At 66.3% G+C, this 25,721-nt stretch carries 28 protein-coding genes; 22 read left to right on the forward strand and 6 right to left on the reverse strand.

What is annotated here, in order from left to right; all coding sequences use genetic code 11:
• Positions 1-5 precede the first annotated feature (5 nt).
• The 16 genes from Atro_RS18355 to der all read left to right on the forward strand — a co-directional run bounded on the left by Atro_RS18355 (position 6) and on the right by der (position 14,314).
• Positions 6-1,220 (forward strand): IscS subfamily cysteine desulfurase, encoded by a 1,215-nt coding sequence (locus Atro_RS18355; protein ID WP_497924555.1) that lies wholly within the window; start codon positions 6-8, stop codon positions 1,218-1,220.
• Positions 1,221-1,263: 43 nt separating this feature from the next.
• Positions 1,264-1,650, forward strand: a complete 387-nt coding sequence (gene iscU / locus Atro_RS18360) for a Fe-S cluster assembly scaffold IscU (protein WP_497924556.1) — start codon at positions 1,264-1,266, stop codon at positions 1,648-1,650.
• Positions 1,651-1,678: 28 nt separating this feature from the next.
• Entirely contained in the window at positions 1,679-2,002 is a 324-nt protein-coding gene (gene iscA, locus Atro_RS18365) for an iron-sulfur cluster assembly protein IscA (protein ID WP_497924558.1), read from the forward strand.
• Between the two features lie 9 nt (positions 2,003-2,011).
• Positions 2,012-2,533, forward strand: coding sequence for a co-chaperone HscB (hscB, locus tag Atro_RS18370; RefSeq protein ID WP_497924560.1), 522 nt, complete (start codon positions 2,012-2,014; stop codon positions 2,531-2,533).
• A gap of 40 nt (positions 2,534-2,573) precedes the next feature.
• Positions 2,574-4,439 carry a Fe-S protein assembly chaperone HscA gene (gene hscA / locus Atro_RS18375; protein ID WP_497924562.1) on the forward strand — a complete coding sequence of 622 codons (1,866 nt, stop codon included), beginning with the start codon at positions 2,574-2,576 and terminating at the stop codon, positions 4,437-4,439.
• A gap of 3 nt (positions 4,440-4,442) precedes the next feature.
• Positions 4,443-4,781, forward strand: a complete 339-nt coding sequence (gene fdx, locus Atro_RS18380; protein ID WP_497924564.1) for an ISC system 2Fe-2S type ferredoxin — start codon at positions 4,443-4,445, stop codon at positions 4,779-4,781.
• A gap of 10 nt (positions 4,782-4,791) precedes the next feature.
• Positions 4,792-4,992, forward strand: coding sequence for a Fe-S cluster assembly protein IscX (iscX, locus tag Atro_RS18385; RefSeq protein ID WP_497924566.1), 201 nt, complete (start codon positions 4,792-4,794; stop codon positions 4,990-4,992).
• Between the two features lie 95 nt (positions 4,993-5,087).
• Positions 5,088-5,519, forward strand: a complete 432-nt coding sequence (gene ndk / locus Atro_RS18390; RefSeq protein WP_349572608.1) for a nucleoside-diphosphate kinase — start codon at positions 5,088-5,090, stop codon at positions 5,517-5,519.
• A gap of 25 nt (positions 5,520-5,544) precedes the next feature.
• On the forward strand, positions 5,545-6,690 hold the full coding sequence (gene rlmN, locus Atro_RS18395; protein ID WP_497924568.1) for a dual-specificity RNA methyltransferase RlmN: 1,146 nt from the start codon (positions 5,545-5,547) through the stop codon (positions 6,688-6,690).
• A 12-nt stretch (positions 6,691-6,702) separates the two neighbouring features.
• Positions 6,703-7,464, forward strand: a complete 762-nt coding sequence (gene pilW, locus Atro_RS18400; protein ID WP_497924570.1) for a type IV pilus biogenesis/stability protein PilW — start codon at positions 6,703-6,705, stop codon at positions 7,462-7,464.
• Positions 7,461-8,501 carry a RodZ domain-containing protein gene (locus Atro_RS18405; RefSeq protein ID WP_497924572.1) on the forward strand — a complete coding sequence of 347 codons (1,041 nt, stop codon included), beginning with the start codon at positions 7,461-7,463 and terminating at the stop codon, positions 8,499-8,501. The genes pilW and Atro_RS18405 overlap by 4 nt, the downstream gene beginning before the upstream one ends.
• Positions 8,502-8,507: 6 nt before the next feature.
• The gene (gene ispG / locus Atro_RS18410; RefSeq protein WP_497924574.1) at positions 8,508-9,620 is read left to right on the forward strand and encodes a flavodoxin-dependent (E)-4-hydroxy-3-methylbut-2-enyl-diphosphate synthase; all 1,113 of its coding nucleotides are present in this window, start codon (positions 8,508-8,510) and stop codon (positions 9,618-9,620) included.
• 9 nt (positions 9,621-9,629) lie between these two features.
• Entirely contained in the window at positions 9,630-10,916 is a 1,287-nt protein-coding gene (gene hisS / locus Atro_RS18415; protein ID WP_497924576.1) for a histidine--tRNA ligase, read from the forward strand.
• A gap of 24 nt (positions 10,917-10,940) precedes the next feature.
• A complete protein-coding gene (locus Atro_RS18420; RefSeq protein WP_497924578.1) occupies positions 10,941-11,588 on the forward strand; it encodes a YfgM family protein in 648 nt (215 codons plus the stop codon).
• Between the two features lie 34 nt (positions 11,589-11,622).
• Positions 11,623-12,741: an outer membrane protein assembly factor BamB gene (bamB, locus tag Atro_RS18425; RefSeq protein ID WP_497927707.1), complete on the forward strand. Its 1,119-nt coding sequence runs from the start codon at positions 11,623-11,625 to the stop codon at positions 12,739-12,741.
• A gap of 94 nt (positions 12,742-12,835) precedes the next feature.
• Entirely contained in the window at positions 12,836-14,314 is a 1,479-nt protein-coding gene (gene der, locus Atro_RS18430; protein ID WP_497924580.1) for a ribosome biogenesis GTPase Der, read from the forward strand.
• A gap of 18 nt (positions 14,315-14,332) precedes the next feature.
• Here the strand turns inward: der and Atro_RS18435 are convergent, their stop codons facing one another.
• Positions 14,333-15,373 (reverse strand): serine endopeptidase, encoded by a 1,041-nt coding sequence (locus tag Atro_RS18435; RefSeq protein ID WP_497924582.1) that lies wholly within the window; start codon positions 15,371-15,373, stop codon positions 14,333-14,335.
• A 182-nt stretch (positions 15,374-15,555) separates the two neighbouring features.
• Between Atro_RS18435 and Atro_RS18440 the strand changes: the two genes are divergently transcribed.
• The 3 genes from Atro_RS18440 (at position 15,556) to Atro_RS18450 (ending at position 18,552) form a co-directional block, all read left to right on the forward strand.
• Positions 15,556-16,704, forward strand: coding sequence for a pyridoxal phosphate-dependent aminotransferase (locus Atro_RS18440; RefSeq protein ID WP_497924584.1), 1,149 nt, complete (start codon positions 15,556-15,558; stop codon positions 16,702-16,704).
• Between the two features lie 87 nt (positions 16,705-16,791).
• On the forward strand, positions 16,792-17,586 hold the full coding sequence (locus Atro_RS18445; RefSeq protein WP_497924586.1) for an amidohydrolase: 795 nt from the start codon (positions 16,792-16,794) through the stop codon (positions 17,584-17,586).
• Between the two features lie 57 nt (positions 17,587-17,643).
• Positions 17,644-18,552 (forward strand): DUF6279 family lipoprotein, encoded by a 909-nt coding sequence (locus Atro_RS18450; protein ID WP_497924587.1) that lies wholly within the window; start codon positions 17,644-17,646, stop codon positions 18,550-18,552.
• Between the two features lie 5 nt (positions 18,553-18,557).
• Here Atro_RS18450 and Atro_RS18455 read toward each other — a convergent pair whose 3' ends face one another.
• Positions 18,558-18,770 carry a hypothetical protein gene (locus tag Atro_RS18455; protein ID WP_497924590.1) on the reverse strand — a complete coding sequence of 71 codons (213 nt, stop codon included), beginning with the start codon at positions 18,768-18,770 and terminating at the stop codon, positions 18,558-18,560.
• 78 nt (positions 18,771-18,848) lie between these two features.
• Here Atro_RS18455 and Atro_RS18460 point away from each other — a divergent pair, with 78 nt between their 5' ends.
• Entirely contained in the window at positions 18,849-19,382 is a 534-nt protein-coding gene (locus tag Atro_RS18460) for a flavin reductase family protein (protein WP_497924592.1), read from the forward strand.
• Here the strand turns inward: Atro_RS18460 and Atro_RS18465 are convergent.
• From Atro_RS18465 to leuA, 3 genes are all read right to left on the reverse strand, one after another.
• Complete coding sequence (locus tag Atro_RS18465) at positions 19,356-19,982, reverse strand: DUF2238 domain-containing protein (RefSeq protein WP_497924594.1); 627 nt, start codon at positions 19,980-19,982, stop codon at positions 19,356-19,358. The two genes, Atro_RS18460 and Atro_RS18465, sit on opposite strands and share 27 nt — an antisense overlap.
• 81 nt (positions 19,983-20,063) lie before the next feature.
• Positions 20,064-20,759, reverse strand: coding sequence for an endonuclease (locus Atro_RS18470; RefSeq protein ID WP_497924596.1), 696 nt, complete (start codon positions 20,757-20,759; stop codon positions 20,064-20,066).
• A 264-nt stretch (positions 20,760-21,023) separates the two neighbouring features.
• Positions 21,024-22,697: a 2-isopropylmalate synthase gene (gene leuA / locus Atro_RS18475; protein ID WP_497924597.1), complete on the reverse strand. Its 1,674-nt coding sequence runs from the start codon at positions 22,695-22,697 to the stop codon at positions 21,024-21,026.
• Between the two features lie 287 nt (positions 22,698-22,984).
• Between leuA and Atro_RS18480 the strand changes: the two genes are divergently transcribed.
• Positions 22,985-23,374: a DUF2946 domain-containing protein gene (locus tag Atro_RS18480; RefSeq protein WP_497924599.1), complete on the forward strand. Its 390-nt coding sequence runs from the start codon at positions 22,985-22,987 to the stop codon at positions 23,372-23,374.
• A 442-nt stretch (positions 23,375-23,816) separates the two neighbouring features.
• On the opposite strand, the gene Atro_RS18485 is transcribed toward Atro_RS18480, so the two are convergent.
• Complete coding sequence (locus Atro_RS18485) at positions 23,817-24,350, reverse strand: hypothetical protein (RefSeq protein ID WP_497924601.1); 534 nt, start codon at positions 24,348-24,350, stop codon at positions 23,817-23,819.
• On the opposite strand from Atro_RS18485, the gene Atro_RS18490 reads away from it, so the two are divergent.
• Positions 24,340-25,701, forward strand: coding sequence for an OprD family porin (locus Atro_RS18490; RefSeq protein WP_497924604.1), 1,362 nt, complete (start codon positions 24,340-24,342; stop codon positions 25,699-25,701). The genes Atro_RS18485 and Atro_RS18490 overlap by 11 nt on opposite strands.
• Positions 25,702-25,721: the final 20 nt, after the last annotated feature.

Below are 25,721 nucleotides of genomic sequence, written 5' to 3' on the forward strand. Positions count from 1 at the left end.
GCCTCATGAAGTTGCCGATTTACCTGGATTATTCCGCCACCACCCCGGTCGATCCGCGGGTAGCGCAGAAGATGAGCGAGTGCCTGACCATGGACGGCAATTTCGGTAATCCGGCCTCGCGCTCCCATGTCTTCGGCTGGAAAGCCGAAGAGGCCGTCGAGAATGCCCGCCGCCAAGTGGCGGAGCTGGTCAATGCCGATCCGCGGGAAATCGTCTGGACCTCCGGTGCCACCGAGTCCGACAACCTGGCGATCAAGGGGGTCGCGCACTTCTACGCGAGCAAGGGCAAGCACATCGTCACCTCGAAGATCGAGCACAAGGCGGTGCTGGACACCACCCGCCAGCTCGAGCGCGAAGGCTTCGAGGTGACCTATCTCGAGCCTGGCGAGGACGGCCTGATCACCCCGGCGATGGTCGAGGCGGCGCTGCGCGAGGACACCATCCTGGTCTCGGTGATGCACGTCAACAACGAGATCGGCACCATCAACGACATCGCCGCCATCGGCGAGCTGACCCGTGCCCGGGGTGTGCTGTACCACGTCGATGCGGCGCAATCGACCGGCAAGGTGGCCATCGACCTGGAGAGTATGAAGGTCGATCTGATGTCCTTCTCCGCCCACAAGACCTACGGGCCCAAGGGCATCGGGGCGCTCTATGTACGCCGCAAGCCGCGCGTGCGCCTGGAGGCGCAGATGCATGGCGGCGGCCACGAGCGCGGCATGCGCTCCGGCACCCTGGCGACCCACCAGATCGTCGGCATGGGCGAAGCCTTCCGCATCGCCAAGGAAGAAATGGCTGCGGAAAGCCGGCGCATCGCCGCTCTCAGTCAGCGCTTCCATGAACATGTCGGCAGCCTCGAAGAGGTCTATCTGAATGGCAGCGCCACGGCGCGAGTGCCGCACAACCTCAACCTCAGCTTCAACTACGTGGAGGGCGAGTCGCTGATCATGGCGCTCAAGGACCTCGCGGTTTCCTCGGGCTCGGCCTGCACCTCGGCTTCCCTGGAACCGTCCTATGTGCTGCGAGCTCTGGGGCGCAACGACGAGCTGGCGCACAGTTCGATTCGTTTCACCTTCGGTCGCTTCACCACCGAGGAGGATGTCGACTACGCCGCGCGGAAGGTCTGCGAGGCGGTCAGCAAGCTGCGCGAGCTGTCGCCGCTCTGGGACATGTACAAGGAAGGGGTCGACCTGACCAAGGTCGAGTGGCAGGCCCACTGAGATCCCTTTCCGAAATTGCCCGTGATTAATGAGGTGTTGCACCATGGCTTACAGTGACAAGGTCATCGACCACTACGAAAACCCGCGCAACGTCGGCAATCTCGACGCACAAGATCCGGACGTCGGCACCGGCATGGTGGGCGCCCCGGCCTGCGGCGACGTGATGCGCCTGCAGATCAAGGTCAACGAGCAGGGGGTCATCGAGGACGCCAAGTTCAAGACCTACGGTTGCGGTTCGGCCATCGCCTCCAGTTCGCTGGCCACCGAGTGGATGAAGGGCAAAACCCTGGACGAGGCGGAAACCATCAAGAACACCCAGATCGCCGAAGAATTGGCGTTGCCGCCGGTCAAGATCCACTGCTCGGTGCTGGCAGAGGATGCTATCAAGGCTGCCGTGCGCGACTATAAGCACAAGAAGGGCCTGGTTTAACCACGCTGACACTGACGAAGGAGTTGCAATGGCCATCACCATGACCGAAGCCGCCGCCAGCCATGTGCGTCGTTCCCTCGAGGGGCGCGGCAAGGGTGAGGGTATCCGCCTGGGCGTCCGCACCAGTGGCTGTTCGGGTCTGGCTTACGTGCTGGAGTTCGTCGACGAGGTGGCCGGCGAGGATCAGGTGTTCGAGAGCCATGGAGTCAAGGTGATCATTGATCCCAAGAGCCTGGTCTACCTGGACGGCACCGAGCTGGACTTCGTCCGCGAAGGGCTCAACGAAGGCTTCAGGTTCAACAACCCGAACGTGCGTGGCGAGTGCGGCTGCGGCGAAAGCTTCAACGTTTGAGACGATCGCATGGCTAATGCCAGTCATTTCGCCCTGTTCGACCTCGAGCCGGATTTTCGCCTCGACCTGGACCAGCTCGCGATGCGCTATCGCGAGCTGGTGCGGCAGGTGCACCCAGACCGCTTCGCCGGCGCGTCCGTGCGCGAGCAGCGCCTGGCGCTGGAGGAGTCCGCCCGGCTCAATGAGGCTTACCAGACACTGAGGAGTCCGTCCCGGCGCGCCCGCTACCTGCTGTCTCTGCTGGGCGAGGAGATGCCCCAGGAGACCACGGTGCAGGACCCGGTGTTCCTCATGCAGCAGATGGAGCTGCGTGAAGAACTTCAGGAATTGCAGGACAGTGCCGATCTGGGCGGACTGGCACGCTTCAAGCGCCACCTCGCGCAGGCGCAGGACCAACTGAACGAGGGCTTTGCCGCCTGCTGGGCCGATCCGCAGCGGCGTGACGAAGCCGAGCGCCTGGCGCGGCGCATGCAGTTTCTCGACAAGCTCTCCGCCGAAGTCCGCCAGCTCGAAGAGCGCCTCGACGACTAACCCCGCGCAGATCCGCTGCGCCTCCGATAGCTGAAATGTCATGGCCCTACTGCAGATCGCTGAACCCGGACAGAGCCCGCAACCCCACCAGCGCCGTCTGGCGGTTGGAATAGATTTAGGCACCACCAATTCGTTGGTCGCCACGCTGCGCAGTGGTCTGGCCGAATCCCTGAAGGATGCCGACGGAGAAGCGATCCTGCCTTCGGCGGTGCGTTACCTGGCCGGCAGCCAGGTCGAGGTCGGCCGCAGTGCCAAGGTGGCCGCCACCGTCGACCCGCTGAATACCGTGCTGTCGGTGAAGCGCCTGATGGGGCGCGGTATTGCCGATGTCAAGCTGCTCGGCGAGCAACTGCCTTACCGCTTCGTCGAGGGCGAGTCGCACATGCCCTTCATCGATACCGTGCAGGGGCCGAAAAGCCCGGTCGAGGTGTCGGCAGAGATCCTCAAGGTGCTGCGCCGGCGTGCCGAGGAAGCCTTGGGCGGCGAATTGGTCGGCGCGGTGATCACCGTTCCGGCCTATTTCGACGAGGCCCAACGGCAAGCCACCAAGGACGCAGCGCGGCTGGCCGGTCTGAACGTGCTGCGCCTGCTCAACGAGCCGACCGCGGCGGCGGTCGCCTACGGCCTCGACCGGCGCGCCGAGGGCGTGGTGGCGGTCTACGACCTGGGTGGCGGCACCTTCGACATCTCCATCCTGCGCCTGACTCAGGGGGTCTTCGAGGTGCTTGCCACCGGCGGCGACAGCGCCTTGGGCGGCGACGATTTCGACCATGCCATCGCCATGTGGATTGTCGAGCAGGCGGGATTGTCCGCCGACCTCGATCCGGGCACTCAGCGCCATCTGCTGCAACTGGCCTGCGCGGCCAAGGAGACGCTGAGTGACAGCGGCTCGGTGGCGCTCGCCTATGGTCCCTGGCAGGGCGAGCTGTCCCGCGAGCATTTCGAGGCACTGATCGAGCCTTTGGTGGTGCGCAGTCTCAAGTCCTGTCGCCGGGCACTGCGCGACGCCGAGATCGATCCGCAGGATATTTCCGCGGTGGTCATGGTCGGCGGTTCGACCCGGGTGCCCCGGGTGCGCCAGGCGGTCGCCGAGTTGTTCGGCCGTCAGCCGCTGATCGACATCGACCCTGACCAGGTGGTCGCCATCGGTGCGGCGCTGCAGGCCGATACCCTGGCCGGCAACGGGCGCGACGGCGAGGAGCTGCTGTTGCTGGATGTCAATCCGCTGTCCCTGGGGCTGGAGACCATGGGCGGGCTGATGGAGAAGGTCATCCCGCGCAATACCACGCTTCCGGTGGCGCGTGCCCAGGACTTCACCACCTACAAGGACGGTCAGACGGCCATGCTGATCCATGTCTTGCAGGGCGAGCGCGAGCTGGTCAAGGACTGCCGCTCCCTGGCGCGTTTCGAGCTGCGTGGGATTCCGCCGATGGTGGCGGGTGCGGCGAAGATCCGCGTCACCTTCCAGGTCGATGCCGACGGCCTGCTCGGCGTTTCCGCCCGCGAGCTGGGTTCGGGAGTCGAGGCGAGTGTGCAGGTCAAGCCTTCCTACGGCCTGACCGACAGTGAAGTCGCGCGCATGCTCAAGGATTCCTTCGAGCATGCCGGTGGCGACAAGGCGGCACGCCAGTTGCGCGAGCTGCAGGTCGAGGCACGGCGCCTGCTGGAAGCGGTACAGGCGGCTCTGGAGGCGGATGGCGAAGCATTGCTGAGCCCCGGCGAGCGGGCTGACATCGACGCGCAGATGCAGGCGCTGCGCGAGGTGATCGATGGGCAGGATGGCGTCGCCATCGAGCTGCATACCCGGCGCCTGGCGCAGGTCACCGACACCTTCGCCGCCCGGCGCATGGATGCCTCTGTGAAGGCTGCCTTGTCCGGCCGCCGACTGAACGAAATCGAGGAGTGAGTGATGCCGCAGATCGTTTTTCTGCCCCACGAAGTACATTGTCCCGAAGGCAAGGTGGTCGAGGCCGAGCCTGGTGAGAGCATTCTCGATGCTGCCCTGCGCAACGACATCGAGATCGAGCATGCCTGCGAGATGTCCTGTGCCTGCACCACCTGTCACGTGATCGTGCGCGAGGGCTTCGGCTCCCTGGAGCCGTCCGACGAGTTGGAGGACGACATGCTCGACAAGGCCTGGGGGCTGGAGCCGGAGTCGCGGCTATCCTGTCAGGCGAAGGTCGGCACGGAGGACCTGGTGGTGGAAATTCCCCGCTATACCATCAACCAAGTGTCGGAAAAGCACTGAGGGCATGCCCGTGAGTCTGAAATGGACCGACGTACAGGAAATCGCCCTGCAACTGGCCGATACTCATCCGCAGATCGATCCGCGCTACCTCAACTTCGTCGACCTGCACCGCTGGGTGCTGGCTTTGCCGGAGTTCGACGATGAACCCGCGCGAGGCGGCGAAAAGGTGCTGGAGGCCATCCAGGCGGCCTGGATCGAAGAAGCCGACTGATCCACAAGCTGGTCTTATGTATTTCACTGGAACCCGCGTATAATCCGCGGGTTTAATTTTCCGCTTTTCAAACCCCCGATTGACTGGAGCTATCCATGGCCGTTGAACGTACCCTTTCCATCATCAAGCCCGACGCCGTCGCCAAGAACGTCATCGGTGAGATTCTCACCCGTTTCGAAAAGGCTGGTCTGCGTGTCGTCGCTGCGAAGATGGTCCAGCTGTCCGAGCGCGAAGCCGGCGGCTTCTACGCCGAGCACCAGGCGCGTCCGTTCTTCAAGGATCTGGTGTCCTTCATGACCTCCGGTCCGGTTGTCGTGCAGGTGCTGGAAGGCGAGGGCGCGATTGCCAAGAACCGTGAGCTGATGGGCGCCACCAACCCGAAGGACGCAGCTCCGGGCACCATCCGCGCCGACTTCGCCGTGTCCATCGATGAGAATGCCGTGCACGGCTCCGACTCCGAGGCTTCTGCTGCTCGCGAGATCGCTTACTTCTTCGCCGCCACCGAGGTGTGTGCCCGCATCCGCTGATCAGGCGATGGGGGAGGGTGAATCCATGAGCGAAACCACCAAGGTGAACCTGCTGGGGCTGACCCAGCCGCAGCTGGAAGGCTTCTTCGAGTCCATCGGCGAGAAGCGCTTTCGCGCCGGTCAGGTGATGAAATGGATTCACCACTTCGGCATCGACGACTTCGAGGCCATGAGCAACATCGGCAAGGCCTTGCGCGAAAAGCTCAAGGCCTGCGCCGAGATCCGTGGCCCGGAGATCGTCAGCCAGGACATTTCCAGTGACGGCACCCGCAAGTGGGTGGTACGCGTGGCGTCCGGTAGTTGCGTCGAAACCGTGTACATCCCGCAGGCCGGGCGTGGCACGCTGTGCGTGTCGTCCCAGGCCGGCTGCTCGCTGGATTGCAGTTTCTGTTCGACTGGCAAGCAGGGCTTCAACAGCGACCTGACTGCCGCCGAGATCATCGGCCAGGTGTGGATCGCCAACAAATCCTTCGGCACCGTCCCGGCCAAGATCGACCGCGCCATCACCAACGTGGTGATGATGGGCATGGGTGAGCCGCTCCTGAATTTCGATAACGTGGTCGCCGCCATGCAGATCATGATGGACGACCTCGGCTACGGTATCTCCAAGCGCAAGGTGACCCTCTCCACCTCCGGCGTGGCGCCGATGATCGACGAGCTGGGCAAGGTCATCGACGTGTCCCTGGCACTGTCGCTGCACGCACCCAACGACGAGCTGCGCAACCGGCTGGTACCGATCAACCGCAAGTACCCGCTGGTCGTGGTGCTGGATGCCTGCAAGCGCTACATCTCGCGTCTCGGCGAGAAGCGCGTGCTGACCGTGGAATACACCCTGCTCAAGGACGTCAACGACCAGCCCGAACATGCCGCGCAGATGATCGAGCTGCTTCGCGACGTACCGTGCAAGATCAACCTGATTCCCTTCAATCCCTTTCCCTTCTCCGGTTACGAGCGGCCGAGCAACAATGCCATTCGCCGCTTCCAGGATCTGCTGCATAAGGCTGGGCACAACGTCACGGTGCGCACCACGCGGGGCGACGACATCGACGCTGCCTGCGGCCAGCTGGTCGGCCAGGTCATGGATCGCACCCGGCGTAGCGAGCGCCATATCGCCGTGCGTCAGCTCGGTGACGAGGTGACGCCATCCCCTGGTGCCGCTAACCGGACCTGAACGAGGATATCTATGACCCTGCGCGCTGCGCTGCTGTTGTTTTCCGCCACGCTGCTGGTGGGTTGCGTCTCGACCGGATCGGTCGACCCCATGAGGACCGCGCAGGGCCGCCAGCAGGCCCGCGATGCCTATATCCAGCTCGGTCTCGGCTATCTCAAGCAGGGGCAGACCGATCGTGCCAAGGCGCCGCTGGGCAAGGCGCTGGAGATCGATCCGTCCGATGCCGATGCCCACGCTGCCCTGGCCTTGGTGTTCCAGGCCGAGCTCGAGTCCGACCTGGCGGATCAGCACTATCGCAAGGCGCTGGCCAATCGTCCCGGCGACGCACGGATCCTGAACAACTATGGCGGCTTTCTGTTCGAGCAACGTCGCTATCAGGATGCCTACGAGCGCTTCCAGCAGGCGGCGGCGGACACGCTATACCCCGAGCGTGCGCGGGTTTACCTCAATCTCGGTCTGACCGCGGTCAAGCTGGGCCGCCGCGACCTCGCCAAGGGGCATCTGGAAAAGGCCCTGCGGATCAATTCGCAGCAGCCCCTGGCTCTGCTGGAAATGGCGACGCTGGATTTCGAGCAGCGCGACTATGTGTCGGCCCGCTCCTATTACGCCAGCTTCAGCCGGATGGGCGAGCAGAATGCCCGCAGTTTGCTGCTGGGCACTCGTCTGGCGAAGATTTTCGATGATCGTGATCAGGCCGCCACTCTTGGCCTGCAACTGAAGCGCAATTACCCGGGCACGCCGGAATATCAGCAATATCTGTCGGAGCAACGATGAACGCGTCGCAAATCGAGAGCACGGCAGCGGCCTCCGTCAATCCGGGAGAGATCCTGCGCAAGGGCCGCGAGGCCAACGACTGGTCGCTGGCCCAGGTGGCCGGTCAGTTGCATCTTTCCGCCCGGACCTTGGCCCAGTTGGAGGCCGGCGAGTTCGATAAGCTGCCGGGGCATACCTTCGCCCGTGGCTATGTGCGCTCCTACGCCAAGCTGTTGGGCATGGACCAGGCCCGCCTGGTCGAGGCTTTCGACCAGTACACCGGCACCAACGCCAAGGGCAGCGAAGTGCACAGCCTGGGGAGGATCGAGCAGCCGCTGCGGATTTCGCAGAGTCTCCTGCGGCTGGCCGGCCTTGCCCTGATCCTGCTGCTGGTCGGCACCGCCCTGTTCTGGTGGCAGGAGCATTCGGCGCAGCAGGGAAGCCGCAACGCGCTCAACCTGGCCCATGTCGAGGTCGACAGCGCCGACGGCACCACCCAGATCCATCCGCTCGACGAGCCCGAAGACCAGGCTGTGGCTCAGGCGCTCCAGCCTGCCGAACTGCAGCCCCAGCCGACCCCGCTGGCCGGTAGCGCAGTCGGTACGGACAGCCACCCGGCGGTCGGGGCGGCGACTGAGGCGACGCCGCTGCCGTTGGCGCCGGTCGTGCCCGGTCCGGTTGCTCCGCAGGCCGGGGCTGCCCCTGCTCCGGCCGCGCCGGTCGTCGTGCCGGCCGTGCCGGCTGCTGCTCCGGCCACGGCCAGTACGCCGGAAGCCGCGGCCAGCCCTTCCCCGGCTGCCGAGCCGGCCGCCGGGGAAGGGCTGCTGGGCATCCGCTTCACGGCCGACTGCTGGGCACAGGTCACCGACGCCCGCGGCAAGACGCTGTTTCGCGGCCTGAAGCGCGCCGGCGACATGCTCGAGCTGCGTGGCCAGAAGCCCCTGGACGTGCGCCTCGGCTTCGCCCACGGTGCCGAGGTCAGTTTCAACGGCCAGCCGGTCAATCTGGCCCCTTATACCGCCCGCGGCGCGACCGCCCGCCTGAAACTGGGGAACTAAGCCTCCATGCACAGTGAATCACCCATTCAGCGTCGTCCATCGCGCAAGATCTGGGTCGGCTCGGTGGCGGTGGGCGGCGATGCACCGATCTCGGTGCAGAGCATGACCAACACCGACACCCACGACGTCGAGGCCACCGTGGCGCAGATCCGCCGCCTGGAAGCCGCCGGGGCCGACATCGTGCGCGTCTCGGTGCCGGATATGGATGCCGCCGAGGCCTTCGGCCGGATCAAGCAGCAAGTACAGGTGCCGCTGGTCGCCGATATCCACTTCGACTACCAGATCGCCCTGCGCGTGGCCGAGCTGGGTGTCGACTGTCTGCGCATCAACCCGGGCAACATCGGCCGCGAGGACCGGGTCCGCGCCGTGGTGGACGCCGCGCGCGACCGAGGCATTCCGATCCGTATCGGCGTCAACGCCGGTTCCTTGGAGAAGGACCTGCAGAAGAAGTACGGCGAGCCGACCCCGCAGGCCCTGGTGGAGTCCGCTTTGCGCCACGTCGAACATCTCGACCGCCTGGATTTCCAGAACTTCAAGGTCAGCGTCAAGGCTTCCGACGTGTTCATGGCGGTGGCCGCTTATCGCCTGCTGGCCGGACAGATCGAGCAGCCGCTGCACCTGGGCATCACCGAGGCCGGCGGGCTGCGCTCGGGCACCGTGAAGTCCGCGGTGGGCCTCGGCATGCTGCTCGCCGAGGGCATCGGCGACACCATCCGCGTGTCGCTGGCCGCCGATCCGGTGGAGGAGATCAAGGTCGGCTTCGACATCCTCAAGTCGCTGCACCTGCGCTCGCGAGGGATCAATTTCATCGCCTGCCCGAGCTGCTCGCGGCAGAACTTCGACGTGGTGAAGACCATGAACGAGCTGGAGACCCGCCTCGAGGATCTGCTGGTGCCGCTCGACGTGGCGGTGATCGGCTGCGTAGTGAACGGTCCCGGCGAGGCCAAGGAGGCGCATGTCGGCCTCACCGGCGGCACCCCGAACAACCTGATCTACATCGACGGCAAGCCGGCGCAGAAGCTGGGCAACGAGAATCTGGTGGACGAGCTGGAGCGGCTGATCCGCCGCAAGGCCGCGGAAAAGTCCGCGACCGATGCCAGCCTGATCGTCCGCAGCTAAGGAATCCGCGTGAGCAAGAACATCCAGGCCATCCGTGGCATGAACGACATCCTGCCGGAACAGACCCCGCTCTGGCGCTATTTCGAGAACGGCGTGGCCAGTCTGCTGGACGGCTACGGCTACCGGCAGATCCGCATGCCGATCGTCGAGTTCACCGAGCTGTTCAAGCGCTCGATCGGCGAGGTCACCGACATCGTCGAGAAGGAGATGTACACCTTCGAGGACCGCAACGGCGACTCTCTGACCCTGCGTCCGGAGGGCACCGCCAGCTGCGTGCGTGCGGTGCTCGAGCACGGCATCAGCGGCGGCGGTCAGGTGCAGAAGCTCTGGTACGTCGGCCCGATGTTCCGTCATGAGCGCCCGCAGAAGGGCCGCTACCGGCAGTTCCACCAGATCGGCGTGGAGGTCCTTAACCTGCCCGGGCCGGACATCGATGCCGAGCTGATCGTGCTGACCTGGCGCCTCTGGGGGCTGCTCGGTCTGCGCGAGGCGGTGACCCTCGAACTCAACAGCCTGGGCAGCAGCGAGGCGCGTGCGCGTTACCGCGAGGCGCTGGTCGAGTACCTCTCGGCACGCTTCGAGCAGCTCGACGAGGACAGCCAGCGCCGCCTGTCCAGCAACCCGCTGCGCATCCTCGACAGCAAGAGCCCGGACACCCAGGCCTTGCTGGTGGATGCGCCCAAGCTGGCCGATTACCTGGACGAGGAATCTCGCCTGCACTTCGAGGGCCTCAAGGCCCGCCTGGACGCCGCCGGCGTCCCCTACGTGATCAATCCCAAGCTGGTGCGCGGCCTGGACTACTACGGCAAGACGGTATTCGAGTGGGTCACCGACCAGCTCGGCGCCCAGGGCACCGTGTGTGCCGGCGGCCGCTACGACGGCCTGGTCGAACAGCTGGGCGGCAAGCCGACGCCGGCGGTGGGCTTCGCCATGGGCGTCGAGCGCCTGGTACTGCTGCTGGAGACCCTGGACAAGATTCCGGCGGAGCTGTCCCGGCAGGTCGATGTGTACTTCTGCGCTTTCGGCGAGGCGGCCGAACTCGCGGCCCTGGGGCTGGCCGAGCGGTTGCGCGATGCTTTGCCGGGGCTGCGTCTGGCGGTCAATGCCGGAGGTGGCAGCTTCAAGAGCCAGTTGAAGAAGGCCGACAAGAGCGGCGCCCTCTATGCCCTGGTGCTGGGCGAGGACGAGCTGGCCGGGCGCATCGTCGGGCTGAAGCCGCTGCGCGCCGAGGGCGAACAACAAAGCATAGGCTGGAACGAACTGGGCGAGCGCCTGGCGACCTGCCTGCAGGCTTGAATACTGGATTGAGGAGTAATCGGGGTGACCTCGCGTACCGAAGATGAAGAGCTGGCGCAGATCAAGGACTGGTGGCAGCGCAATGGCAAGCCCCTGCTCACTGGCGGCGTTCTGGCCTTGGTGGCGGTCTTCGCCTGGCAGGGCTGGGACAAGCACCAGACCGGACAGGCCCAGGGGGCCTCGGCGCTCTACCAGCAGTTGCTGGATGCCAGTCTGAGTCCTGCCGCGAAGCCGGACATGGCCAGGATCACCGACCTCTACGGGCAGCTGCAGAGCAATTTCGGCGGTAGCCATTATGCCCAGTACGGCAGCCTGCTGGTCGCCAAGGTAGCGGTGGAGGAGGGCAAGCTCGACGATGCCGCGGTCGAACTGCGGAAGGTTCTCGACAAACCGCTCGATGCCACCCTCGGCGAGGTGGCACGCCAGCGCCTGGCGCGGGTCCTAGCAGCCCAGGGCAAGGCCGAGGAGGGGCTTGCCCTGCTCGCCGGTGAGGCCGATCCGGCAACCTTCCAGGCCGGTCGCGAGGAGGTCAGGGGTGATCTGCTGATCCAGCTCGGCCGTCCCGACGAGGCGCGAGCTGCCTACGAAAAGGCCAAGGCGGCCCAGCCCGAAGAGGCCGGGCAGGGTACCTTGCAGATGAAACTCGACGATCTGGCCAAGGGAGACGCCTGACGTGAAGGCCTGGAAGCATGCCGTGGTGCTGGCGATGGCCGCGACGCTCACCGGTTGCATCAGTAACTGGTTCAACAGTTCCAAGGAGCAGCCGCCGGCTCCCTTGACGAAGTTCAAGGAAGAGGTACGGCTGAGCAAGGAGTGGAGTCGCTCCATCGGCGAGGGCCAGGGCAAGACTTACAACCAACTGGTGCCGGCGGTGGAGGGCGACAACCTGTTCGTCGCCGATGCCGCCGGACAGGTGATGGCCCTCGACCGCTTCAGCGGCAAGGTCATCTGGCGCAAGGATCTGGAGTTGCCGATATCAGGGGGCGTTGGTGCCGGTTATGGCCAAGTCCTGCTCGGCACCCTGCAGGGTGAAGTGATCGCGCTGGATTCGGGCAGTGGCGAGCAGGTCTGGCGCAGCCGGGTCAGCAGCGAGGTGCTGGCCCCGCCGGTGAGCAATGGTGACGTGGTGCTGGTACAGACCCAGGACGACCGCCTGATCGCCCTCGAGGCGAGCAGCGGCAGCCAGCGCTGGATCTACGAGAGCACCCCGGCCGTGCTCACCCTGCGCGGCACCGGCACGCCCCTGCTCACCAATCAGCTGGCAATCGCCGGTCTCTCCAGCGGCAAGGTGATCGCCCTGGAAACCCAGCGCGGCCTGCCGATCTGGGAGCAGCGGGTGGCGGTGCCTTCCGGCCGTTCCGAGCTCGAGCGGGTGGTGGACATCGACGGTGGCCTGGAGTTGTCCGGCGGCACCCTGTATGTCGCGACCTTCCAGGGCAGTATCGCCGCCCTCGATCTGCAGAGCGGGCGGCCCCTGTGGCAGCGTCAGGCCTCCAGCAACGGCAGCGTGGCGCTGGGCTACGGCAGCGTGTACGTGAGCCTGGCCGAGGGCGCCGTCGAGGGCATTGACGAGCGCAGTGCCTCGGCGCTGTGGAAGAACGATGCGTTGGCCCGCCGCCAGCTGTCGTCGCCGGCGGTGCTCTCCAGCTATGTGGCGGTCGGCGATCTGGAGGGCTACTTGCACTTGCTCAGCCAGACCGACGGCCGTTTCGTCGGGCGCATCCGCATCGACAGCAACGGCCTGCGCGCCCGTCCGCTGGTGGTGGGCGACTGGCTGTATGCCTATGGCAACGGCGGCAACCTGGTCGCACTGACCGTTCGCTGACCGCTGGCCATCGGTCGGCTCGTGCCGACCCCCGTTCGGCCGCTGCCCCGTGCAGCGGCCGTTGTGTTTTCCGAACATTGCAGGTGAGAGCCTTATGGTTCCCGTAATCGCCCTGGTGGGCCGCCCGAACGTCGGCAAGTCGACGCTGTTCAACCGTCTGACCAAGACCCGCGACGCCATCGTCGCCGAATACGCCGGACTAACCCGCGACCGCCAGTACGGCGAGGCCAAGTGGCAGGGGCGCACGTATATCGTCATCGACACCGGGGGTATTTCCGGCGACGAGGAAGGCATCGATGCGAAAATGGCCGAGCAGTCGCTGCAGGCCATCGAGGAAGCCGACGCCGTGCTGTTCATGGTCGACTCCCGCGCCGGGATGACCGCCGCCGACCAGCTGATCGCCGAACACCTGCGCAAGCGCAACAAGCGCAGCTTCCTGGTGGCCAACAAGGTCGACACCGTCGACCCGGACATTGCCCGCGCCGAGTTCAGTCCGCTGGGCCTGGGCGACGCCCTGCCGATCGCCGCCGCCCACGGGCGCGGCATCAACGCCATGCTCGAGGCGGCCCTTGGCATCTTCCCCAGGGACAACGCCGAACTCGAAGGCGAGGAAGGCGAAGCGGAGATCGTCGCCGAGGGCGAGGAGCCCAAGCGCATTCCCGGCCCCAGCGAGAAGGACGGCATCAAGATCGCCATCATCGGCCGTCCCAACGTCGGCAAGTCGACCCTGGTCAACCGCATGCTCGGCGAGGAGCGGGTGATCGTCTACGACCAGGCCGGTACCACCCGCGACAGCATCTACATCCCCTTCGAGCGCGGCGAGGAGAAATACACCCTGATCGACACCGCCGGCGTGCGCCGCCGCGGCAAGATCTTCGAGGCGGTGGAGAAGTTCTCGGTGGTCAAGACCCTGCAGGCCATCCAGGACGCCAACGTGGTGATCTTCGTCATGGATGCCCGCGAAGGGGTGGTCGAGCACGACCTCAACCTGCTCGGCTTCGTGCTGGAAACCGGCCGCGCTCTGGTCATCGCCCTGAACAAATGGGACGGCATGGAGCCGGGCCAGCGCGACTACGTGAAGACCGAGCTGGAACGGCGGCTGATGTTCGTCGACTTTGCCGACATCCACTTCATCTCGGCGCTGCACGGCACCGGCGTCGGGCATCTCTACAAGTCGGTGCAGGCCTCGTTCAAGTCGGCCATCACCCGCTGGCCGACCAGCCGCCTGACCCAGATCCTCGAGGACGCGGTGCAGGAGCACCAGCCGCCCTTGGTCAACGGCCGGCGCATCAAGCTGCGCTACGCCCACCTGGGCGGCGCCAACCCGCCCCTGATCGTGATTCACGGCAACCAGGTGGAGGCGGTGCCGAAGTCCTATACGCGCTATCTGGAGAACACCTATCGCCGCGTGCTCAAGCTGGTCGGCACGCCGATCCGCATCGAATACAAGGGCGGCGACAACCCCTATGAGGGTAAGAAGAACACCCTCACCGACCGTCAGGTGAACAAGAAGCGCCGCCTGATGAGCCACCACAAGAAGGCCGAGAAGAAGCGCCGCGATAAGAAGCGCTGACGGCCCGCCCGCCTGCGCTCACGGCCGCGCGGCCGGGGCGCCGCAGGCGTGGCAGAAGCGGGCGAAGGCACTCTTGCGCTGCTGGCACTGCTCGCAGTGGTCGAACAGACAGATGCCGCAGTGCGGGCAATAGTCGATCTGGGCATTGTCCAGATCGACCGGCCGTTCGCAGCCCGGGCAGACCTTCTTGGCCAGCCGCGCCAGCGCGGTGTCGTAGGGCAGCTCCTGGCGCCGTTCGGCGTCCGGCCTGGCCTCGGCCTGGCGCTGTCGCTCCAGGTAGCGGTTCAGGGCGACGATCGCCTGACGGCCGACCAGCACGGTGATCAGGATGCCCACGGCGTGCCGAACGTAGCCGCCGTAGCTCGGCAGATAGGGCACCAGCTCGACGAAGAACACGAACAACGCGAAGAAGATGAAGCCCCACACGAAGGGCCACCAGGTGCTCCTGCGCCGACGCGCGAACAGCCAGCCGGCGACGACCAGAAAGGGCAGGGTCAGCGCCAGCCGGTAGAGGAACACCTTCAGCTCCTGGCGCTGCAGTTCGTCCTGTAGTCGCTCCCGGGCCTGCTTCTCCAATTCCTGCAGGCGCTGTTCGGCGCGGCTCTCGGTTTGCTGGGTGTCGAGCAGGCGCTGCTGCTCGGCCTCGACTGCCGACCGTGCGCCGCGTTCGGCGTTCTTCAGCCGTTCCAGGGCTTCGGTGCGCTGCAGTAGCTCGGCGTCCCGGGACGACTGCTGGGTGGCGCGGCGGCTGGCCAGCCAGGCGTCGAGGCTGTCGCGGGCAGCCAGGCTGTCCTGGCGGGCCACCTCCAGCTTCAGACGCGCCTGGTCCAGGGCATCGCGGATGTCCTGGGCGAGCCGGCGCTGCTGCTCGCTCTCCTGACGCGCCTGCTCGGCGGCGGGTCGGTCGATGAAGTCCTCGAACGTCAGGTATTGCTCGACCAGCGGCAGGTTCTTCACCAGGCTGCCGCCCAGGCCGATCAGAAACCCGGCAAAGACCACGGCGATGATCCACAGGACGACACGGAACCATTTTTCCGACAGGCGTTGGGCTTTGCTCATGAGGGAGTCCTTTCTCTGCGAGGGCCTTCGTAGGCGGCGGATGTGCTTATGGCAAGATGCCACAGGATAGCAGCCGGTCCGTCCCGGCGCGCTTGCCGCCCGGCGAGCGATGTGGCTGTCGCGGGGACGTGGATCGGCTATTCTCGCGGCTTCGCCCGTCGCTTGTCCGTGAAACCCAGGCCATGATCCAGAGCAAACTGCCCAACGTCGGCACCACCATCTTCACCACCATGTCCCAGCTCGCCGCGCAGACCGGCGCCATCAACCTGTCCCAGGGATTTCCGGATTTCGACGGCCCGCCAGCGCTGCGCGAGGCGGTCGGCCGCCACGTCATGGCCGGCCACAACCAGTACGCGCCGATGACCGGCCTGCCGGCGCTGCGCGAGCAGGTCGCGCAGAAAATCGCCCGCAGCTATGGCCGCCAGGTGGATATGGACGGCGAGATCACCGTCACCCCGGGTGCCACCGAGGCGATATTCTGCGCGGTGCAGGCGCTGGTCCGTCCGGGCGACGAGGTGATCGTCTTCGATCCCTGCTACGACAGCTACGAGCCCTCGGTAGCGCTGGCCGGCGGGCGCTGTGTGCATGTGCCGCTGGCTCTGCCGAACTTCTCCATCGACTGGCAGCGCCTGGTCGACGCCCTCAGTCCGCGTACCCGGCTGATTATCCTCAACAGCCCGCACAACCCCAGCGGCGCGCTGATCTCCCGCAGCGAACTGGACCAGTTGGCCAGGCTGATCCGCGGCTTCGACATCTATCTGATCAGCGACGAGGTCTACGAACATCTGGTCTACGACGGCGTGCAGCACGCCAGCGTGCTGGCCCACGAAGAACTCTATGCCCGCGCCTGCGTGGTCAGCTCGTTCGGCAAGACCTACCACGTCACCGGCTGGAAGACCGGCTACGTGGTGGCGCCGCCGGCGCTGTCCGCTGAGCTGCGCAAGGTTCACCAGTTCGTTACCTTCTGCGGCATCACCCCGCTGCAGTGGGCGCTGGCCGACTACATGACCGCCCATCCCGAGCACGTCGACGAGCTGCCGGCCTTCTACCAGGCCAAGCGCGACCTGTTCTGCGATCTGCTGGCCGGCTCGCGCTTCACCTTCAAGCGTACCCCCGGCACCTACTTCCAGCTGGCCGACTACTCGGCGATCCGCGCCGACCTCGACGACGTGGAGATGTCCCTGTGGCTGACCCGCGAGCACGGCGTGGCGACCATCCCGGTGTCGGTGTTCTACCAGACCCCGCCGGCCGGCCTGCGCCTGGTGCGCTTCTGCTTCGCCAAGCGCGAGGAAACCCTGCGTCAGGCGGCGGAGAAGCTGTGCCGGGTTTGACGGCCTGTAGGCTGGATAACCGCGCAGCGTTATCCACCATCGAGCCCCAACGTCTGCCCGACGACCAAGGATTTGTGGAGACCTCCCATGCGTGACCTGACCGCCTTGCCCGACCTGAAGCTGGCCCTGGTGCAGACCGCCCCGGTCTGGCAGGACCCCGCCGCCAACCATGCCCACTTCGGCAGACTGCTGGAGCAGGCCGCCGGCGCCGATCTGGTGATCCTGCCGGAGATGTTCAGCACCGGCTTTTCCATGGACGCCGCGGCGTTGGCCGAGGAGGCGGACGGCCCGAGCCGCGCCTGGCTGCTGGCGCAGGCTGCGCGTCTCGGCGCCGTGGTGGTCGGCAGCGTCATCACCCATGCGGCCGATGGCAGCTATCGCAACCGCCTGTACTGGGTGCGTCCGGACGGCAGCTGCGCCCACTACGACAAGCGCCACCTGTTCCGCATGGCCGGCGAGCACGAGCACTACGCCGCGGGACAGGAGCGCGTGCTGCTGGAGCTCAAGGGCTGGCACGTGCGCCCGCTGGTCTGCTACGACCTGCGCTTCCCAGTGTGGAGCCGCGATCCCCACGACACCGACCTGCTGCTTTACATCGCCAGCTGGCCGGCGGCCCGGCGCAACGCCTGGAACCGCCTGCTGCCGGCGCGTGGCATCGAGAACCTGTGCTTTGTCGCGGCGGTCAACCGTATCGGCGCCGACGGCAACGGCTACCCGCACGCCGGCGACAGCCAGGTGCTCGACTTCCACGGCGAGCCGCTGCTGGCGCCGGGCGAGGCCGAGGGCGTGTTCCACGTCACGCTCTCGGCCCAGGCCTTGGCCAAGTACCGCACGCGCTTTCCGGCCTGGCGCGATGCGGATGCCTTCGAGCTGAAAGATTGAGCGGACGCCCAAGGCTCAGGCGGCGGGCCGACAAACCTGCGCAGCGAGGTAACCGTCATGCCTCCCGGCCTCTCCGTACAACGCCGCCAATGGCGCCTGCTCGGGGGCCCGCTCCTCGCGCTGCTGGCCGCCCTGTTCGCCGGCTGCTCCTTCGGCCTCTTCTACGGTCAGCTGCACCGGCTACTGCCCTGGTACATCGACGACTACGTCAGCCTGGACCGCGACCAGCGGGCCCTGCTCGACGTGCGTCTGGCCGAGCGTCTCGCTTGGCACTGCCGTACCCAACTGCTGCCCTACGCCGCTCTGGTGCAGGAACTCGAGGGCAATCTGCGCGGCGGCACCGTCACGCCGGCTCGGCTCGAGGCCCATCTCGGGCAGGGTGAAATCCTCCTGCACGACCTGCTGGCGGCAATCCTGCCGGATGCGCGGCTGCTGCTCGCCCGGCTCGACGACGAACAGCTCGTCGAGCTGGGCGAGGCCTTCCGGCGCCGGAACCGCGAACTGCGCGAGGAGTTCCTCTCCGGAACGCCAGACGAACAAAGAACGGAGCGCATCGAGCGCATGGAGAAGCGCCTGCGCAGCTGGTTTGGCCGCCTGAACAAGGCGCAGCGTGCGCTCGTCGTGCGTTGGAGCGATGCCCTGCAGCCCACCGCGGTGGAGTGGCTGGCCAACCGCGAGCGCTGGCAGGCCCGGCTGCTGGCGGCGCTTGCGCAGCGCCGGGATGCCGTGCGCTTCGAAGCGGCGCTGCGGCCGCTGCTGCTCGAGCCCGAGGCCGCCTGGAGTGCCGGCTACCGCGCCCGGCTGGCGCACAACCGGGAGCAGACCCTGATCCTCCTCGCCGCGCTGTTCGACACGGCGACGCCGCGCCAGCGCACGCATCTCTTCGCCGAGCTGGATGCCTGGGCCAAGCAGTTCGAGCAATTGGCCTGCACGCCTTCGCCGGTGCTGACGGCCGGGCAGGGCTGAGCGCTTCAGGTTTCCGAGTCCTTCCTGGACGCCTGGCGCACCTCCCGCACCAGATACGCCTGCTTGTGTCCGCGTCGCTCGTAGTCGTGCATCAGTGCTTCGGCCGCGGCGCGCTCGGCGAAGCGGCGCATCTCCACCTCGTTGCCGTTGTCGTCGATGCGGTAGAGGAGCCAGCGGCCGCCGCCTGCTGCGTCCTGTGTCGCTGTTTCGTCGTTCAAGTGAGAACCCTCACAGGGGCCCGGACGGGACTATGGTTGATCGGATAACGCCATCTTTTCCCCTCCAGGAGTACCTTCATGAAAGTCCAGCTTCCCCTCGCCGAGGTCTATGCCGTCCTCGAGCCCGGGCCGGTGCTGCTGCTCAGCACCAGCCATGCCGGGCGGGATGACCTGATGCCGATGTCCTGGCATTGCATGCTGGAGTTCGAGCCGCCGCTGGTGGGTTGTGTGGTCAGTGCGGCGAACTTCTCCTTCGCCGCGCTGAGCGAGACCGGCCAGTGCGTGCTCAACGTGCCGACGGTGGAGCTGGCCGAACAGGTGGTCGGCTGCGGCAACTGCTCGGGACGCACTCTGGACAAGTTCGCCCGCTTCGGCCTCACCGCCCGGCCGGCCAAGCAGGTGGCGGCGCCGCTGGTGGCCGAGTGTTACGCGAATCTGGAATGCCGGGTGACCGACCGCCAACTGGTCGGCAGCTACAACTTCTTCATCCTCGAGGTGGTGCAGGCCTGGCACAACCCGGCGGTGACCGCACCGCGCACCCTGCACCACCGCGGCTTCGGCAAGTTCATGGTGGCCGGCGAGGAGCTAAGCCTGCCCTCGGCCATGCGCTAAGGCATCGATCTGCCGGTCCTGCAGGCGGCTGAGGCCGAGCAGGGCGGTGCCGGCGCCGAGTAGGGCGAGAAAGATGTCCGACTGGGTGTCCCAGGGATCGCCCTGGGTACCGAGGAAGTCCTCCGCCCCCTGGCCGGCGAGCAGCGCCACCCACCATTCGATCAGCTCGTAGAAGGCGCTGATCGCCAGTGCCACGCACAGCGACAGGAAGGCCAGCATCCGCCCGTTGGCCAGGAAGCGACCACGCAGCAGGATCTCGCGGGCGGCCAGCGCCGGCACCAGGCCCTGCATGAAGTGGCCGAGCTTGTCGTAGGGGTTGCGGCTCAGCCCGAACAGTTCCTGTACCCAGAACCCCGCCGGTACTCGCGCATAGGTGTAGGCGCCACCGAGGATCAGTACCAGGGCGTGGGCGGCGATCAGCAGGTAGAGCAGGCGGGTCAGCGGGAAGCGACCGTAGGTGAGCACCAACAGTGGCGCGGCGATCAGCACCGGGGCGACTTCCAGCAGCCAGGTAGCCCGGTCGTAGGGTGCGATGCCGGAGACGAGCAGGGCGGTCAGGACCGTCAGGCCGAGGGTGGCGGGAAGTCGGTTGCGCTGCATGGCGTGGCTCGCCTGGATTGCCGGGGAGGGCGAGAGTTAGCACCCGGCCGGGCACTTGGCAAGAACGCCGGCCGGCGCAGGCTATTTCTTCGGGCAGCGGCGCAGGTCCACCTCGCCGACCAGCGGGTTGGCGTTGCCCTGCACGCAGGCGATGCGCTGGTTGCGCCAGAGCTCCCACTCGCTCACCGGGTACTGGCGGTTCCAGATGTCGTAGAGACGCTGGTCCTGCCTGGACAGGCGCAGCCGGTAGCGCTGGCTCATGTACAGGTAGGTGCGGGCGATGGTACCGCGGCTGTATTCCGCCGGCATGGCGGTGCGCTGCTTGAAGTCGACCACGAAGGGACAGGCGCCGTACTGGGTGGGCTGCTCGGTCAGCATGCCGAAACCGAAGTTGCTGCGGTCGCCGTTCACCTCGCCGACCACCGGCACCAGGTTGTGCAGGTCGGCCTCGGCCTGGCTGAACACCGGGTCGTTCTCCGTGCAGTTCTTGCGTCCGCCGTCCTGCCAGCACTGGCGTTGGTGGCCGATCACCCAGGCCGGAACGATGTGTTCCCACTCGACACGACCGGCACGGTTGGCGTTCTTGCGCGGCTGGTAGCCGCAGCTCTCCAGGTCGATGCGGTTGCCCTTGTAGGCGCACTGGCAATAGAAGTCCACCGGGCGTTCGGCATAGATCTTCCAGGCGATCTTCTTCGCTTCGCGGAAGGTGCGCGGGGCTTCGGCGTGGACCAGGGAGAAGGGTAACAGGAGCAGCAGAAGCGGAACGAAGCGGCGCATGGGACTCTCGCAGTTGATGTAGTACGAGCGTCCATGCCAGTGCGCCGAATGTTACTCGGTTACGGAAAGAAATCCATGCAGATTGTGATTCGATAGACAGATTCGGCATATGCCGAAGAGGGCCACGGGAGCGCTGGGAGCGACAGCCAGGCCGGCGGCCTGCCTGGGTGGCATGCGTGGGTGAGGAAATGGGATGGGAGCAGGGCATCAATGTTGCCCCGGCTTCCCCCCTCTCCCCGGAGGGAGAGAGGGGCGTCTTTGCCCTCAGGCCGCGCGTGCCGCCGCCTGCTGACCGAGGGCGCGGTTGAGCGCACTGAACAGCGCGCGCAGGCTCGCCGTGGTCAAGTTCTCGTCGATCCCCAGGCCGTGCAGCGGACGCTGGCCGTCGAGGCGCAGTTCGATGTAGGCCGCGGCCTTGGCGTTGCTGCCGGCGCCGATGGCGTGCTCGTGGTAGTCCATGATCTCCACCCGGACCGGCAGGCTGGCGACCAGCGCCTCCAGCGGGCCCTTGCCGATGCCGCGCCAGTGCCGGCGCTCGCCCTTGTCGAGGACTTCCACGTCCAGCGCGCAGGTGCCGTTCTCCTCCTGCAGGCGATGGCCCTTCAGGGCGTAGGGTGCGTCGGCGCGCAGGTACTCGGCCTCGAGCAGGGCATGGATCTGCGCGGCGCTCATCTCCAGGCCGAGGCGGTCGGTCTCCTTCTGCACCACCTGGCTGAACTCGATCTGCATGCGCCGCGGCAGGCTGATGCCGTACTCCTGCTCGAGCAGGTAGGTGATGCCGCCCTTGCCCGACTGGCTGTTGACGCGAATGACGGCCTCATAACTGCGGCCGATATCGGCCGGGTCGATCGGCAGGTAGGGCACCTCCCAGATGCCGGCCGGGTCCTGCTGGGCGAAGCCCTTGCGGATCGCGTCCTGGTGCGAGCCGGAGAAGGCGGTGTGCACCAGGTCGCCGACGTAGGGATGGCGCGGGTGCACCGGCAGCTGGTTGCATTCCTCGACCACCTTGCGCACCGCGTCGATGTCGGAGAAGTCCAGTTCGGGGTCGACGCCCTGGGTGTAGAGGTTCAGCGCCAGGGTCACCAGGTCGACGTTGCCGGTGCGCTCGCCGTTGCCGAACAGACAGCCCTCGACGCGGTCGGCGCCGGCCATCAGGCCCAGCTCGGTGGCGGCCACGCCGGTGCCGCGGTCGTTGTGGGTGTGCAGACTGACCAGCACGCTGTCGCGCCGGTCGATGTGCCGGCAGAACCATTCGATCTGGTCGGCGTAGACGTTTGGCGTGGCCGCCTCGATGGTCGCCGGCAGGTTGAGGATCAGCTTGTGCTCCGGGGTCGGCTGGAACACCCCGACCACCGCGTTGCACACCTCCACGGCGAACTCGGTCTCGGTGGAGCTGAACACCTCCGGGGAGTACTCGAAGCGCCAGGCGGTGTCCGGGTTGGCGTCGGCCAGGCGCTTGATGATCGTCGCCGCGTTGACGGCGATTTCCACCACCCCGGCCTTGTCCTGGTTGAAGACGATGCGCCGGAAGCTCGGCGCGGTGGCGTTGTAGTAGTGGACGATGGCTTGCTTGGCGCCCTTGAGCGACTCGAAGGTGCGGGTGATCAGGTCCTCGCGGGCCTGGGTCAGCACCTGGATGGTCACGTCGTCGGGGATGTGGCCTTCCTCGATCAGTTGGCGGACGAAGTCGAAATCGGTCTGCGAGGCCGAGGGAAAGCCCACCTCGATTTCCTTGAGGCCCACCTGCACCAGGGTCTTGAAGAAGCGCAGTTTCTTGTGCGCATCCATCGGCTCGATCAGCGACTGGTTGCCGTCGCGCAGGTCGGAGCTGCACCAGATCGGTGCCTTGTCGATCAGCCGGTCCGGCCAGGTGCGGTCGCGCAGGGCGATCGGCGCGAAGGGGCGGTATTTCTGCGACGGGTCTTTGAGCATGGTCATGGCGTCTCCCTGGGTCTTGCAGGCGCGGACCGCAAGCGGTGCTGCGCAACTTTCATTCGTGGGGCACACGCTAGTGGTTCGTCTGTGTTAATTGCAAGCTTGTGCTGAAAATTGGTTTTTTTTGCTTTATGAGGATTTATTCAAAATTATTGATTGCCGGAAATAGCCATAAAAATAGATTTTCTTGTTCTAGCTGTTTGCGGTGTTTTGTCGCACGTTGAGGGCGGCTCGCGCATGCGACCATCTGCGGTCGTACTGGATGGGCCGGCGATAGGCAGGAAGCACTTGTGACGGGTCAGGGACGAAGGGCAGCGGGAGTCTGGCTTGGCTTGTTCGCCATGCTGATGCTTCATGCCGGCCCCCTTTATGCCGCCCTGTGTGCCTTGTCGGCACCGGAGCCGGTCGTCGCCGAGCTGCATGCCGGCCACACCGGGCACCAGGCCGGTACGCATCGGCACACGCCGGGGCCGGGCGGCGAGCCTGGCTGGCTGACGGCCTTGGAGCTGTGCGGCTATTGCGAGCTGCTGACGCTCAATCCGCCGCTCGCCCTGTCCCCTGATCTCGCCCTGCCGCACTACGCGCCAGCCTTCGTCCAGTCCCTGCCGAGAAGACCTTTGCCGGTCGCGCCTCGGCACGCCAGTGGGCACCCGCGCGCGCCCCCGGCTTCCCACATCTGACCGGCCAGCCGGCCGCCACTCCGTTCGCCCGAGTCGTGCCGAGCGATGCGGGGCGCTACGTCGCTCCTTGCTGCCCCGTACACCGGCACAAGCGCTTTCATGCGCTCTTTGCAACCCGACGATGTGAATAATCCATGAACTGCGACATACCTTGTGCGGCGCGCTCGCCGCGGTTCCCCAGCCGCTCCCGCGCGCCTTTCCGCCGGCATTGGCCGCTGCTCGGCTTGTTGGCCTGCGCCGGCCTGTTGGCCAGCCAAGCGGACTCCTGGCCCGATATAGCGCCATGGGCGGCTCCCGATCTGCCGTCCCGGGCAGCCGATGCGGACATTTCCCTCCAGCCGGCCGCGGGCCAGGGCGACGGGCTTCGCGGCGATGGCCGCGATACCCGCTGTGAGTCGGGCGTTTCCGGCGAGCTGGGGAGGAAGGCCGAGACACCTCTCTATCACACCATCTGGCCGGCGACGACACCTTCCGACGCGGCGCCGATCCAGCCGTCGAAGTGCCGGTACGGCTCGGGCAGACGCATCTGGATGTGAGCCTTCTGGACGGCACCCAGGGGTGTCGCCGTTTCGCGGATCCGCCTGTGAATGGGCCGGGCTGAAGTGGCAAGGCGCCGACTACCCACCTGGGGGGGAATACCTGGGGGGGAGGGGCAGTATGCTTGCCGGGCCGGCCACCGCTTCGTCTTTCCCGTGGCCCGTGCGCAGAACAAGAACAAGATCGAGAGGAAGGCCGGCACGACCGGCCCGAGGTAGAAACATGAATAGACGATCCCGACCGCAGGCTTCCAGCCACCCCGACTGATCCGCCACGCCCCCCGGCAACCGCGCCAGTCCCGCCCAACCCATCGAAATCCACGTACGACCCGCCGTGCAATCACCGCGGGGCGCGGCACCGCCTTGCCGGTGCGCGGCCCGGACCTGTCCTCGGGATGGTCGTCATGCTTCAGCAACAGGAATGAATCCATGCGCTTCAACAAGAAGAATCCAGCCTGTGCCGCATCCCTGACCCTGGTCCTGGCGGTTCCGGCTATTGCCGCCGACGGTGGCGGAGAGGGCTTTCTCGAGGGCTCCAGCTTCAAGGTGCTCAACCGCAACATCTACTTCAGCCAGGATTTTCGCAACGGCGACAGCGCCCTCAACCCGCAGACCGGCGAGAAGGAAACCCGCCGCACCGAGTGGGCGCACGGCGTGATCGCCACCTTCGAATCCGGTTTCACCCCCGGCCCGATCGGCTTCGGTCTGGATGTGCGCGGCCAGTTCGGGATCAAGCTGGACGGCGGCGACGGCATGGTCGGTAACGGCATGGCGGGCAACGGTATCGTCCCGCGGCGCGGCTACGACTTCGACGGCAAGCCCAAGGACGAATTCGGCCGGGTCGACGTGGCGCTGAAGATGCGTCTGTTCGACGACACCGAACTGCGCTACGGCGATGTCCGGCCGCTCACCCCGGTGGTCAACACCAGTGATATCCGCCTGCTGCCGCAGAGCTTTCGCGGCGGCACCGTCATGAACACCTCGATCAAGGGCCTGACCGTGCAGGCCGGCAAGCTGGAATCCAACGCCGACCGTACCGCCACCGCCCACGGCGGCGACCTCGGCACCGCCTACGGCGGGCGCTTCAAGGAGGCCGACGACTTCATCTACGCCGGTGCCGACTACCAGGTCAACGACCGGCTGCTCCTGCGCCTGCACCACGGCCGGCTCGACGACGTGTGGAACCAGGCGTTCCTCGGTATCGAGTGGAACCAGCCGCTGCGCGAAGGCCTGAAGCTCAGGGCCGGCGGCAAGTACTACCGCACCCGCGACACCGGCCAGTCGCTGATGGGCGACATCAACAACGATTCCTGGAGCGCCCATGTCGGCCTCGACGTCGGCGCCCACAGCTTCACCGTGGCGCGCACCCACATCGACGGCGACACGCCGTTCGACTACGTGTGGAACACCTGGGACTTCTACCTGGACACCTTCTCCCAGTCCTCCGACTTCAACAACCCCAACGAACGGGTGTGGATGGCGCGTTACGACTACGACTTCGCCGGCATCGGCATCCCCGGCCTGACCTTCACCACCCGCTACATGCGCGGCACCGACATCGACGGCACCAAGGCCGGGCCGCACTATGCCGCCTACCAGAACATCCGCGACGGCCGCCACTGGGAGAACGACGTCTGGCTTGGCTACGTGGTGCAGAGCGGGCCGGCCAAGGACCTCACCTTCCGCGTCTGGCACGCCACCCACCGGGTCAGCGGCGACCACACCGCCGAGGCCAACCTCGACGAACTGCGCCTGATCTTCGAATACCCCATGGACTTCCGCCTGTTCTGAACAGGCCCTTGCCCCTGCGG

Source organism: Azotobacter tropicalis (genome assembly GCF_059739045.1).